Consider the following 12,883-nt stretch of genomic DNA (forward strand, 5'->3'; position numbering starts at 1 on the left):
GCACAGCTCTCCTTGTTACTTCAGGTCCGGCAGGACGACGCCGCTGCTGGAATCGGTGGGCAGCGGCTGGTCGGGGCAGCCAGCCAGGATGCGGGTCATGGCCGCCTTCTCCGGCGGGGTGACCCACAGCCGGTACTTGGCCTTGACGGCGATCTGCCGGGCGACGTACGTGCAGCGGAAGCTCTTGTTGGCCGGCAGCCAGGTGGCGGCGTCACCGTCGGACTTCGCGGCGTTCGCCGGCCCCGCGGCCGCAATCAGATTTTCCGGGTCGTTCCCCAGGGCCGCCCGTTGCTGCTGGGTGAGTTGGGCCGCCCCCACCCGCCAGCTGGCGCCGAGCGCGACGACGTGGTCGATCTGGACCTGAGCGCTCTGCGGGCCGCGCACGAAGTGGATGGTCTTGCCGGTGTAGGGGTCGGCGAGGGTGCCGGTGGCGACCACACACCGGGAGGTCCCCTTGAAGGTGATGTGCTGCAGGTCGCGGCGGAGAACGTCGTTTCGGGTATCGCACGAATTCTGTGCCCCGGGTGCGGTCGTGGAGTCCGACCAGGCCGGTCCGAACTTGGCCTCGCGGTCGTATCCGGTCATCGGGGCCGGGCCTTTGACCATGAGTTGCGCCAGGGCGTGCTGGGCGGTGCCGGCCGCCGCCGGACCTGCGGCGGGCGCCTTGGCGTTGTCGCCGGCGCTCTGGTCGGCGAGGGCGGAGCAGCCGGTGAGCGTGGCGGCCAGGACGAGGCCGGCCAGCGCGGTGCGGCGGGTGGTGAGGTTCAACGCGGCGGTACCTCTTCTTGATGCGGGTGGGAGCCGCGGCAGCGGCGCCCCTTGATGATCACGCAGAGAGCGGGTGGGGACGGGCAGGCGTGTGCAGGGCGTGGGCGAAGGCCCGGACCTGTTCCACGGCGCCGTCGAGACCCGCGGGGCCCTCGAGCAGGGGCCGGACCAGCGGGGAGCCGATCACGACACCGTCGACGTACGGGGCGACGATCGCGGCGCGTTGGGGGGTGGAGATGCCGATGCCGCCGACCACGGGCAGGGAGGTGTAGGACCGCAGCCGGGTGGTGAAGGCGTCGATCGCGGGCAGATCCAGGTCTCCCTGGTAGCCGGTGGGGGCGGAGGCTGCCGGGGCGTAGATCCAGCCGGAGGCGGCCGCGGTGATGGCGGCCAGCTGGTCGTCGCTGGCGCCGCGCGGTGCGAACTGCGGTGTGTGCAGTCCTGCTTGGCGGGCGGCGTCGATCCACTCGCCGGCCTCGGCGACGGGAAGGTCGGGGATCATCGCGCCGGCGGCCCCGGCCTGGGCGAGGTCCTGGGCGAAGCGGGTGGGGCCGAAGTCGAGGACGGGGGCCCAGTAGCTCATGGCGACCACGGGGACGGCGGTGCTGGAGGCGGCGAGGCGGATGGTGGAGAAGACGTGGGCCATGCGTGCGCCCTGGCCCAGGGCCTGGGCGTAGGCGGCGGCGATGTCCGGGCCGTCGAGGCTGGGGGTGTGGTGGGGGACGCCGACTTCGAGGAAGCCGGCGCCGTGGCGGGTGAAGGCGCGCAGGGTCTCGATCCCGGCCGTCCAGTTGGGGAAGCCGGCGGGCAGGAACGCGCCGAGGGCCGGTCGCTGCCGGTGAGCGAGCAGTGCGGTGAGCCCGTTGGCGGCAGGGGTCAGCGTGGTCATGACGGGGGCGCCTTTCGCAGGGCGTGGGGGTGAGGGGGCCCGCGATCCCGCAGCGAAGGGGGGTGCGCGCGGGGTCCACAGGGGCTGCCCCCGGCCGCCGCGGTGCGCGGCGGCCGGGGAGGAGCCGGGACTATCCGGCGAGGTGGAACTTGATCATGTCCTGGCGGATCCAGCCGTACGTGCCGGCCGGCAGTCCGCCCTTGGACCGCTTCTTGAGCTTGGCCTTGTACCAGGAGCCGCTCTTGCAGTAGAGGGCCAGCTGGTCCGCGTTGTAGACCAGGCCCTTGGACTTGTACGACGTCGACGGGCCGGAGCGGAAGTTGATGCCGTTCCCGTCGACTTCCGCGCTCTGGTCGTAGGTGGAGCAGTCGCTGCTGGCGGCCGATGCGGTCGGTGCGAGGGCTGCGGCGCCGCCGGCGAGCAGGGAGACGGACAGGGCGACGGTGGCGAAGCGCTTGAGTGCGGCCATGGCCTTCACGGTCCTTTCAGGAGTGGTGGGTTGGCCCGGCGGCCCGCCAGTGCGCGGGCCACCGGGGCCGGGGCGCGGAGGGCGCCCCGGCGTGGTGCCGTCAGGCCTGGTCGGCGGTGCGGCGCTCGGTGCGGCGCTTGCCGTAGCCGATGGCGCCCACGGTCGCCAGGCCCGCGGCGAGCAGGCCGCCGGCGGTGAGGGCCAGCGCCGTGTTCCCGTCGGCGCCGGTGTGCGCGAGGCTCCCGGCCGGCGTGACGGTGTCGCTGGCGCTGATCTGCTCGGTGGCGCCGCCCTTGGGCGAGTCGTGCGAGCTGCCCTTGTCGGAGCCGCCCTTGCCCGAGTCGCCCTTGTCGGAGCCGCCGCTACCCGTGGTCGGATCCGGGGACGGCTTGGTGGTCGGGTCGGTGCCCGGGTCGGTCGTCGGCGGAGTGGTCGGGTCCGTGGTCGGCGGGTCCGTCGGGTCGGTCGTCGGCGGATCGGTCGGGTCGGTCGTCGGCGGATCGGTCGGGTCGGTCGTCGGAGGATCCGTGGGGTCCGTCGTCGGCGGGGTCGTGGGATCCGTCGTCGGCGGGTCCGTCGGGTCGGTCGTCGGCGGGGTCGTGGGGTCCGTGGTCGGAGGAGTGGTCGGGTCGGTCGTCGGCGGAGTGGTCGGGTCGGTCCCCGGCTCCGTCGGATCGGTGGTCGGCGGGCCGGTGGGGTCCGTCGTCGGCGGGGTCGTCGGGTCGGTGCCCGGCTCCCCGGTCGGCCCCGGGCTCGGGGAGCCGGCCTTCGCCGACACCTCGACCTTCAGCGCCAGCGACGCCTCGTCCGCCGCCGAGGCGGACGGCTTCGGCGAGGGGGAACTGGCGGCGAGGGCTGCCGGGGTGGCCACGGCCCCCGCGGCGGCGACGAGCGCGGCAGTCGCCACGACGCGGCGCAGCAGGCGCGGTCGGGTCTTACGCATGGGTGAGATCAGCCTCCACTGGTACACGGCAGGCTCGGCCGGTCAGCGCACGCTGCGCCGGGGCGAAGTACCTGCTGGTGAACTGATCTTGGATTTGGTGGCCTGTGGACAGAGTCCGGCGATTTCCGGACCTTGCGCGCCTCGCTCAGCGGTTCCTGTGGATAAAGAACTGCGCGCCCGGCCGCGGCGGTTGGCACCGTCGGCGCCGACGGTGCGGGACTGGTCCGCGCGCACCATCGGGGCCTGCGAGCATGGGCGGATGACCCTCGTGATCGCGCTCGTGGCCGGCTCGGTGCTGGGCTACCTGATCAGGTGCTGGCGGCCGGCCCGGCGGGCGGCGCACTGGGCGCAGCGTCAGGAAATGGGCACGGCGGCATGGTGGGCGGCGCAGCCGGTGCTCGCCGTCGCGTTGGCGGTACGGCTCGTCTCGCACCCCCGCCAGAGCGTGCGCAATATCCGCTCCTGGCAGGAGGACCAGCGGGTGGAGCCGCCGCAGCACGATCCCGGGTGGGCGGCCAAGCGGGGCGCGCGGTGAGTTGGTGCGGGCAGTGCAAGGCCCGGCGCACACACGGGGGGATGCGCGCCGGGCTCTTGGTGCCACGGTAGCCGCGGACCGGGCGCGGGCGGGGCTGAATGCCCGGGTTCATCTCGATCCGGTCAGCGGCTCGGCTGATTCGCACCCCACGCCCTTCGGTGTCTGCAGGGTGAGATGGCGGCGGGTGACCAGCAGCAGGAACAGGCCGAGCGCGGCGCCGGCGGCCGCGACGGCGGCGGTCCCTGCGGGGGCGGTAGAGGGGACGAGGCCGGCGAGCGCGGTGCCGGCGGCCTGCCCCAGGCCGAGACAGGCGATCAGCCAGGCCGACGCCTCGGCGAGGGTGCTGCGCGGGACGAGGACGTCGAGTGCGTGGAAGCCGGTGACCAGGAGCGGCGCGAGGAACAGGCCGGGCAGGACGGCGGCCGCGATGGCCAGCGTCGGAGCGGGATCGGCGAGCATCGGCAGCGAGCCGAGCAGGAACCCGGCGCCGATGAGCAGGAGTTGGCGGGCCGGGGAGCCGGGCCAGGTGCGGCGGCCGAAGAGCAGCCCGCCCGTCAGGCTGCCGACGGCGAGCGCGGCGGGGATCATCGTCGACAGGTAGCCGGCATGGTGGCGCTCCCCCGCCGCGAGCGCCACCACGTTCAGTGCGCCCAGGGTGATGCCCGCGCCGAACAGCGCGGCGGCCAGGGCGCGCAGGCCGGGGACCCGGATCGGTCCGAGCCAGCGGGTGCGGGTGGGGGCCGGCTGCCAGGTGCGGGTGGGCGGCGCGGACAGGAACAGTGCGGCTCCGCCGAGGCCGATCGCGGCGGTGGCGGTGAGCACGAGGACGGTGCCGGTCACGGCGTCGAGGCCCAGGACCAGGAGCGGGCCGCCGATGAAAACGAGTTCCTGGGCGCAGGCGTCAAGTGCGAGGGCGGCCCGGCGGTGCTGCGGGCTCTCCACGACGTGCGGCCACAGGACGCGCAGGGCCGCCTCCAGGGGCGGGGTGCACAGGCCCGCGGCCGCGGCGATGACCGCCGCCGGCGCGGGATGGCCGGCCGGGCTGAGGAAGGCGAGCGCGAGGAAGGCCGTGGTCGAGGCGAGGGCGGTGACGCCGATCGCGACGCGGTGGCCGTGCCGGTCCAGGAGGCGTCCCCACAGCGGCTGCCCGATCGCGGCCGCCAGTCCGTACACGGCCGCGAGGATTCCGGCCAGGCGCAGGCTGCCGCCGTCCGCCCGTACGGCGATCAGGATCGCCAGTGGTGCCATGGCGACGGGGAGGTGGCCGATGACCGCGCCGGCCAGGAGGCGGGTGACGTTCGGGAGGGCCAGGACGTCGCGGTAGCGCGACGGCGCGGGGGCGGGCCGTCTGCGCGGGCGGTGCAGGAGGGGGCTGATGGTCATGGGAGAGCGGTCCTTGGTGTCGTACGCCGTCGGGGTGCGCGGCGACCGCGCGGGAGGAGGGGCGTCGTCCCGCCCGGGTGGGACGGGACGACGCCGCTGGAGGACTGCTCGCGGGCGGGCGGCGCTCGGTGATCGCAGGAGGTGCCTATCCGGCCCTGGGGAAGACGGGCGGGGTCCAACCGATGTACTTGGCGCCCCACTTGGTCTCGAAGAGCTCGGCGTCGACGACGTCGATGTAGCCCGGCCGGAGGATGTCGTTGCTCGCGACCTTGCCGTTGCCCAGATAGACGGCGATGTGCCCCGCCCTGTGGCCGGTGTCCCAGTACATGAGGGCGCCCGCGGGGGGATGCCGGTCGCCGTCGTGCTGCATGGACTTCGGCACGACGCTGTAGTGGTCGATGGCGTAGTTGACCCCGCTGAACTGCCAGCCGTAGACGATCGCGGTGAAGGCCAGGCAGCGCTGATACCAGTCGGCGGAGGAGCCTGAACCGGAGTGCTTCTTGGCCCAGGCGATCGCCTCGTCCACCGAGCGCGGGTTCTTCAGGTCCCAGGTCTGCTTGCCGTCGGTGAACTTGCCGCCCGCGCTGCCGCCGGTCCCACCGGCGCCCGGCTTCGCCACGCCGCAGCCGTTGTTCTCGCTGGTGACGGGCTTGCCGTCGTCCGCTGCGGTCGCCGAGCCGGATCCGGTGCTGGAGCCGCCTCGCTCGAGGTCGATGCCCGCGTCCTTGGCGAGCTTGCGCATCGCCGTCTCGTGTCCGGCGTACAGCTCGGGGTGGGCGGACTTCTGGACCTTCTGCGCGGCCGTGCCGAGCGGCAGCTTCTCCCAGCCCTTGATGTCGACGAGGCCCTCGTTGCCGCCGCGGCCGAGCAGGAAGCTGTCGGCTGCGAAGCTCGGCGTCATGATCTGCTGCCGGGTGCCCCAGTTCATGGAGGGCCGCTGCTGGAACAGCCCCACCGAGTCTCGGTCCCCGTGATCAAGGTTCTGCATCGTGCTCTCCTGCATCGCGGTCATGAGCGCGATGAGGGTGGCGCGGCCGGGGAGCTTGGCCTTCTGGACCTCCTTGTCGATGGTCTTGGCGTACGAGACCTGCTGCTCGTGGAGCGTGCCGGAGGCCGTGCCGGAGCCGCCCGCGTCGGAGGAGGCGGAGGCGTCCGCGGTGCCGGGGCCGGTGTCCTCGCAGTCGGAGGCGGTCGCCTGCCCGGCGGGGAAGAACATGCCGAGCAGGATCAGCCCGACGAAGAAGACGACGAGGGCGATGGCCCCGAACTTGAGCTGCGCGCCCTTCTTGACGACGCCGGAGGCCTTGAGGGCGCCGCGCATCACATCCCGCTGGTCCACGGCTACTCCTTCAGCCCGAGGACGCGGGTGACCATCCAGTGCGAGGAGGCGTCGGCGCGCGCGACCTCGATGGTCAGGTGGCGGGTGTAGCTGTAGGGCTCGGTCGCGGTGACGGTGAGGTCGACGTCGGCCTGCAGGTACACGCGGACCGAGGTGTCCGGGGCGGGCCGGTCCTTCGCGCTGGGCTGCCCGATGTCGACCTTGGTGGGCTTGGCCTCGGTGGCCTGCGCGGCGACCAGCTCGTTGAAGTCGCGGTCGTCGTGTGCCTTGAGGTTCTGCACCAGTGGGGCGGAGGCGTACGGCGCGGCCCGTTCGACGGCCGCCTTGTGGCTGCCGTCCTGGACCGGGCGGCGGGCGGTGTAGGCGGTGACGAACGCCTTGGCGACGGCCTCGGGCTTGTCGGCCACGGCGGGCGCGCTGGCGGCCGGGGTGGGCGAGGTGCTGGCCGGCTCCTCGGGGGCCACCACGGTCGGGCTCGCCTTCGGCTTGGCGCCATCCCCGCCGTCGTGGGGCCACAGCCAGGCGGCTCCGGCCACGGCCGCGGCCACCACCAGGGCGACGACCGGGACAACGGCGGGGGTTGGGGTCTTCTTGCGCTCTTCGCGGATCCACTCGGCGCGCTCGTCGCGGCGGGCCGAGTGCCACCGCCGCTTGGCCTTGCGGCGCTTACGGCCGCGCAACTCGGTGATCTCGGGCGGGAGTTCTTCCCTGCGCAGCAGCTCGCGCCATTCGGCGGGGGTCTGCGGCACCGGCGCCCGCCCGGACTTCCGGCCGGGAGAGGCGGAGGGGGACTCGGAGGTGCTGGGGTCTTTCTCGTGCGTCACAGGGGGCTCCGTACGGGCGGCGCGGGGGTATGCGGGCATGGCGAGATGGCCCCGGGGCGGTCCGGCCGCTGCTGCGGCCGGACCGCTGGGCATCTCGTGCGGGTGAAGGGGTGGCGGGCCTGGGGCCCTTGGTCAGGCGGGCTCAGGAACTCCCGCGCGGTCGGGGCGGCCCGTTGCGGGTGCCGCTGGCCGGCAGGGCCCCGCCACCGGGCGGACGGCCGGGCGTACGCGGCGGCCGCTGCGGCCGCGGGCTGGGCGGCGGCGGATACGTACGGAACCTGGCCCCGGTCGGGTTGGCCGCCGGCCGGTTGATGACGGTGCCCTGGATGGTGGTGGGCCGGTGGGAGGGGTTGGCCGGCGGGACGCCGGTGCGCCGGGGCGCGCCGGGCCGCACGGTGTAGCCGCCCGCGGTGGTCCCTCCCGCTCCGGTACGGCCGGGGCCGGTCGGCCGCCGCGGTCCGGGGCGCGGCCCGGTGCCGGGCCGGGTGCGGCGTCCGCCGGGTGAGCCGGGTCCGCTGCCGGCGGGGCCGGTGGGTCCCGTCGGCGCCCCGGGCAGGCCCGGGGTGCCCGGTCCTCCTGCGGGCCGGTGCGCGGTGGGCGGGTAGCTCGGCGGCGGCGGAATGGTGCGGCTGGGGCGGCTGCGCACGTCGCCGGTGTTGGACGAAGCGCTTCCCGAGTCGTCGTCACGGTTGCCGCCGCGCCCGCCGCGGGAGTCGGGGGCGGGGTGCCGGTCCATGTCACCGAATCGGCCCCGGCCGCGGCCTTGGATCGCGCTGCGCAGTCGGCGCGCGGAGCCCATCCGGCCCAGGGTGGAGAGCACGCCACGGCCCGCCATCTGCGCGCCGCCGGCGCTCACGATGCCGTCCAGGCGGCCCTTGACCTTGAAGGCCATCGCGGCGGCGCAGATGTTGAGGCAGGAGACCATGAGCCAGCCGTATGTCGGCAGCAGCGACATCATCGCGACGCAGACCACCATGACCGAGCCCAGGAGCATGGTCGCGGTGAACGAGACCATGACCAGGCCGATCAGCATCTCGAACCACTGCACCCCCCACTGGCGTGGCTTTCCTGGAATGCACCAGAGGGTCGCGAAGGCCACACCGCACACCAGCAGCATCAGCGCGCCGATGAGACTGGCCAATGTGGTGAACGCCAAGGTCAGGGCGAGGGCGCTGAAGATGACACAGCTGACGATGCCGGCGATGAGGACACCGATCCGGCCGCCGGGGGTGTGGCCCTGGCGCCATTCGACGGCCTCGCCTCCGACGGTGTCGGTGTTCAGGGTGGAAGAGAGGTAGTCCTCGCGCTCGTCCATGTCCGTGCCGCGCTTGACGACCTCGTTACCCCACCGCTGGCACGCCTTGACGGACCCAAGATCCGCAATGCACCACGGTGTTGCCACATAGGTGCGCCACACCGCATCGGCGGCTCGCCTGACCGTGTTGTCCTTCTCGTTGTCGGACCACTTCGGCTCGGGTGTCTTGAACGGCATCGCGGCGTTGTCGCTGCCGGACAGGCCCGCGCCGATCGTCGTCATGGCGACCGAGGCGCCCAACTGGCGCCCGTTATCGACGCCCTTGACCCAGGTGGCCGGGGCGACGAGGAAGGTGGTGGCGATCGCCGCGGACGCGGCGACCCAGGCAAGCTGCCCCAGCGGCGAGGACTCCGACTTCTTGGCCCAGGCGACGAAGCCGCCGACGGCGACGGCAGTCGGCAGGAACGTCGTCATCATCGGGCCGGCGGCGGCGCCGATCGCCTTGGAGATGGCGCCTTCGATTTCCGGGATGGAGACGACGTTGAAGCACCAGCCGACCACCACCACCGCGGCCCGTCCGACCAGGGTCAGGACCTGCATGAGCATGTTCCCGAAACCGTGCAGCCAGCCGTCGATCAGGTCGCCGCCGGTCAGGTCGTCGCTCAACTGCTTGTCGAGTTGGTACACCTCGGGGCTGTACGTCTCGAACAGGGTTCCCTGACCCGGGGGTTTGAAGGGGCTGGGCATCATGTCGCCGATGCCGCCGGGCTTGTAGTCGTCGGTGTCGTCGGCGGCCGCGGCCGGCGCGAGGACACCGAGGGTGGCCAGGATGCCGGCCGTGGGGATCAGCAGGGTGCGCAGCCGCGGCAGGGCGACCCAGAGGCGGATGGCCGCGTAGCGGAATCGTTTCAGCAAGTCCTTCATGTCATCGACTCCCGGACGTCGGCCGCCGCCGCTGGGCGCCGGCGCTGGGTGCGCCGGGCGCCGCGCAGTCCGCGACCGGGCCGGTCTGGGTGCGCTGTCGTGAGGTCACGGCTGCCTCCATGGGTTGGCAGGCGGCGTCGGCCGGCCCGCTGCGGGTGGGGGTCATGCGGCTTCCGACCCTTCCTGCGGCGGGTTGTGGACAGAGTCCGCGGATTCCGTGCCGGTGAACTCGTCCTGGGGCATGGCGTCCTGGAGGGCGCTCTCACGGTCCTCGGCCTGGTCCTTGGGGTTGGTGGACAGGGCGCGCAGCAGTTCGTAGGAGGGGGCGTCCCACTGCATGGTGGCGACCCGGTCACGGCGGTCGCGGACGATGCAGTGGCCGTGGCGGATGTCGCCGTGGGCGTCCTTGCCGACGCCGTGGATCAGTGCGCGGGTGCTGTCCGAGACGGGCAGGCGCAGCAGTTCGGCCATCGCGTCCTGCTGGGAGCGGGTGCTCTGCTCGAACGCACAAACGGTCGTAATCGCCTCCAGAACACCGTCCATGCCCAGCAGCGACTTGGGGTCCTGGGTGTCGATCGCCAGAGAGGTGTCCAGGGCTCGTCCGGTACGGGCGATGTAGTCGATGAACCTCCGGCCGTCGTCTGTCCCGGTGAGGACGTGCACCTCGGGAATCGCCACCACTTTGGGGAGATTTCGCAGGTCAGCGCGGGCCGAGGTGTTCAACGCGTAGGCGATCAGGCCGCGCATCAACGCCAGGGAGACCCGCTCGGTCATGGTCATCTCCCCCGGCCGGGTACCGGCTTGCGGCATCGTCAGACCGGGCACCTGGACCAGCCACAGGCCCGGCTCCGGGCGCAGCGGCGAGGCACCGTCGTGCGGGTTGCCGAGCAGCGGCGCGCCGAGCTGGGTCTGGGAGAGCTCCGACAGCGCGTCGCCGGCTTCGATGGCGAGCGGGTCGCTGCTGGCCTGCAGGTACTCGATCACCCGCCAGGTCGCGGCGTCGTCGTGCTGGGCGATGGCGTTGCAGGCCCGCAGCAGGTGCGTCTCGACGCCGGCGTCCCGCATCCGCTCCGGCAGGATGATCAGCAGCTGGGAGACGACCTGGAGCGCGGCATCGCCCTTGGGCAGGAGCCGGAAGACATCGGCGACGGCCGGGGTTTCGACGCCGCAGGTGACGTGGTGGGAGTCCAGGCCCAGGTACTCGCCGGCCTTCACCAGGCCGCCTTCATCGCCCTTGAAGCCCAACATCAAACTGAAGGCACCCTTGAGGCCGGCGATCAGCGTCGCGAGCATCATGCTGGTCGTCTTGCCTCGCCCTGACCGTCCGACGAACGCCGTCGTCGTGGCGTCACCGCGCGCGCTGCCTGCGGTGATGTCGATACGGCAGACGCCCGGCGTGGTGCCGGTGAGCAGCCCGGCGATCGGGCCCTCGTCGTCGCCGGCCTCGCTGCCGCCCCAGAACATGGAGGCGGCGAGCGCGTCGGTGGTGCGGATGTGCCCGAGGTCCAGCACCCGCAGCATGTCGCCGATCTGCGCCTCCAGCCACAGCTCGCGCTGCTCCTCGGAGGCGACCGTGACGTCGATGGACAGGCCCGCGTAGTGCGAGGTGACCGCGTCGGTGCGGGCGCGCAGGTCCTCCAGGGACTCCGTGCTGGAGACGATGATGCGGGGGTGATCCTCCAGGATGGTCATGCCGTCGCGGGACATCTGCCGGCGCAGGTCCTCCATCACCCGCTCGGTCTCTTCGGTCTCCGCGAACGTCTCGCCGGCCGACCCTTCGGCCGCGCTGCGGCGCTGCTCCTTGGCCAACTGGCGCTGCTTGTCCACGGCCTTGATCGCCTGGCCCTTCTGCCACACCGAGAAGCGCACCGACGCCTCGGGGCACACCAGCGCGTCGTCGCCGGTTTCCGGGTGGGTGTAGCTGATCTCCGAGAGGCAGCGCAGCCACTCCTGCTCGCCGGGGGTGATCAGCTCCTCCGGGAAGGCCGGCATGGCCAGGACGCTGACCCAGGCTGCGGTCTCGCCGCGGGCGTCCATCATGCGTACGTGGTCGGCGTGCGGAATGGCCTTGGACTGGGTCAGGCGGACCAGGGAGGCGCCGCTGATGGTGGGCAGGTGCGGTGGGGCGGGCTGCGGGCGGAAGCTCTCTCGGGAAACGGCCCAGGCCAGCAGCTCGGCCGGGGCGATCCGCGCGCGCCAGGGGGTGGCTTCCAGGCGGCGCTCCATGCGGCGGGCGAGGCCGTCGAGGTGGGCGAGTTCGGTCTCGTCCAGGCCGGTGTGGCCCACGCCGAGCGCGCCGGTCACACCGTTCTTGACGACGGCGTTGGCCGCGGAGTCCCGCTCGACGAGGCGTATGCCGAGCAGGAGGTGGCGCTGCGGCAGGTCCAGGGTGTCCAGGCGGCGGGCCCACATGTCGGCGACCGCCTCGACGTCCCCGGCGGAGAAGATCTTGCGGGCTTCCTCGCGGTAGTCCTCGCCGTCCAGGCGCGCCCAGATCACCTTGAGGTGGCAGTCGTAGCCGGGCAACGTCTTGGCGAGCGCGAGCGCAGCCGCGTCCTGCTCCATGTCCTGGCGGTCCTCCGGCATGAGGTCCGTGTTGGAGGCGGACAGGGTGAACCACGCCTCGGCGCCGACGTCGGTGACGACCAGGCCGTCGGCGATGGCGACCAACTGCGGTTCTTTCATGAGGCGTTCGGCACCCAGGCCGAGGAGCCGGCCGAACTTGGACGCGGACTTCTTCGCCGCCTTGCTGCTGGTGCTCATCGGTGGGACTCCTTCGTGGAACGGGCGGCGGCGCGCTGGTCGGGGGTACGGCGGGCGAAGTCGGCGGCGGTGGCGTCGTCACTGATCCGGGCGGCCTGGACGAGGCGGTGGCTGCCGTCGCGGGTGAGGTGGTGCCACAGCCCGGGGTGGAACCCGGTGCTGCGCGGGCGGATCCGGCCGGAGAGCCCGGCCCTGAGCCAGGTCCGCTCGCTCGGCTCGATCAGCAGGCGGGTGGAGAACAGGTCCCGGGCCAGGCCGGAGAGCGGGCCGGGGAGCTCCCGGCAGGCGAGGACGACCTGGATGCCGGCCAGCCGGCCGTGGGCCAGGACCGCGGTGAGCGCGTCCAGCGCCACGCCGTTGGGCCGCGGGTCCGCCTGGTGGTCCAGCAGCACCTGGGTGGTTCCGTCGTTCTCCACCAACAGCAGCCGCCGTGGCCCCAACTGGCCCTTCTCGGCGCGGCCGCGGGCCTGGTGGGCCAGACCGATCAGGTGCCGGTGCAGCTGGTCGGGCTCGTCCACGTACGTCACGTGCTCCAGGCCGCGGGCCCAGGTGTGTGCGTGGTGGTGGACGTCGAGGATGTCCACCTGCTGGCCGGCCGCCAGGGCCTGCGCGCCGAGACTGCGCAGCAGTTCAGTGGTGCCCATGCCGGGCGGGGCCACCGCCAGGACGTGCCCGTCGCGCGGGGTGAGGCGGACGGCGGCGCCCTCGGCGTCGACACCGATCAGCGGGTGCTCGCTCAGCCGGGCCGCCGCCCTTCCCACCCCATGGGTCAGGTCAACGTCGCGTGAGGG

Annotated in this window: 11 protein-coding genes; 1 reads left to right on the forward strand and 10 read right to left on the reverse strand. The window is 73.1% G+C overall.

The genetic code is table 11. From position 1 onward, the window contains the following. Positions 1 to 15: 15 nt before the first annotated feature. From OG764_RS38925 to OG764_RS38940, 4 genes are all read right to left on the reverse strand, one after another. A complete protein-coding gene (locus OG764_RS38925) occupies positions 16 to 768 on the reverse strand; it encodes an HNH endonuclease family protein (RefSeq protein WP_328973543.1) in 753 nt (250 codons plus the stop codon). Positions 769 to 826: 58 nt separating this feature from the next. Next, the gene (trpA, locus tag OG764_RS38930; RefSeq protein ID WP_328973544.1) at positions 827 to 1,657 is read right to left on the reverse strand and encodes a tryptophan synthase subunit alpha; all 831 of its coding nucleotides are present in this window, start codon (positions 1,655 to 1,657) and stop codon (positions 827 to 829) included. 130 nt (positions 1,658 to 1,787) lie between these two features. Further along, positions 1,788 to 2,126, reverse strand: coding sequence for an SH3 domain-containing protein (locus OG764_RS38935; protein WP_328973545.1), 339 nt, complete (start codon positions 2,124 to 2,126; stop codon positions 1,788 to 1,790). Positions 2,127 to 2,226: 100 nt separating this feature from the next. Continuing rightward, positions 2,227 to 3,069, reverse strand: coding sequence for a hypothetical protein (locus OG764_RS38940; RefSeq protein ID WP_328973546.1), 843 nt, complete (start codon positions 3,067 to 3,069; stop codon positions 2,227 to 2,229). 259 nt (positions 3,070 to 3,328) lie between these two features. Here OG764_RS38940 and OG764_RS38945 point away from each other — a divergent pair, with 259 nt between their 5' ends. After that, entirely contained in the window at positions 3,329 to 3,604 is a 276-nt protein-coding gene (locus OG764_RS38945; RefSeq protein WP_328973547.1) for a hypothetical protein, read from the forward strand. A gap of 108 nt (positions 3,605 to 3,712) precedes the next feature. On the opposite strand, the gene OG764_RS38950 is transcribed toward OG764_RS38945, so the two are convergent. From OG764_RS38950 to OG764_RS38975, 6 genes are all read right to left on the reverse strand, one after another. Then, positions 3,713 to 4,987 carry an MFS transporter gene (locus tag OG764_RS38950; RefSeq protein ID WP_328973548.1) on the reverse strand — a complete coding sequence of 425 codons (1,275 nt, stop codon included), beginning with the start codon at positions 4,985 to 4,987 and terminating at the stop codon, positions 3,713 to 3,715. A gap of 145 nt (positions 4,988 to 5,132) precedes the next feature. After that, complete coding sequence (locus tag OG764_RS38955; protein WP_328973549.1) at positions 5,133 to 6,326, reverse strand: peptidase M23; 1,194 nt, start codon at positions 6,324 to 6,326, stop codon at positions 5,133 to 5,135. A gap of 2 nt (positions 6,327 to 6,328) precedes the next feature. Beyond that, the gene (locus tag OG764_RS38960; protein WP_328973550.1) at positions 6,329 to 7,150 is read right to left on the reverse strand and encodes a hypothetical protein; all 822 of its coding nucleotides are present in this window, start codon (positions 7,148 to 7,150) and stop codon (positions 6,329 to 6,331) included. A gap of 142 nt (positions 7,151 to 7,292) precedes the next feature. Then, positions 7,293 to 9,329 (reverse strand): hypothetical protein, encoded by a 2,037-nt coding sequence (locus OG764_RS38965; protein WP_328973551.1) that lies wholly within the window; start codon positions 9,327 to 9,329, stop codon positions 7,293 to 7,295. Between the two features lie 162 nt (positions 9,330 to 9,491). Then, entirely contained in the window at positions 9,492 to 12,092 is a 2,601-nt protein-coding gene (locus OG764_RS38970; protein WP_328973552.1) for an ATP-binding protein, read from the reverse strand. Then, complete coding sequence (locus OG764_RS38975) at positions 12,089 to 12,853, reverse strand: hypothetical protein (RefSeq protein WP_328973553.1); 765 nt, start codon at positions 12,851 to 12,853, stop codon at positions 12,089 to 12,091. The genes OG764_RS38970 and OG764_RS38975 overlap by 4 nt, the downstream gene beginning before the upstream one ends. Positions 12,854 to 12,883 lie beyond the last annotated feature (30 nt).

It is taken from the genome of Streptomyces sp. NBC_00239, from assembly GCF_036194065.1.
GTDB lineage: Bacteria > Actinomycetota > Actinomycetes > Streptomycetales > Streptomycetaceae > Streptomyces.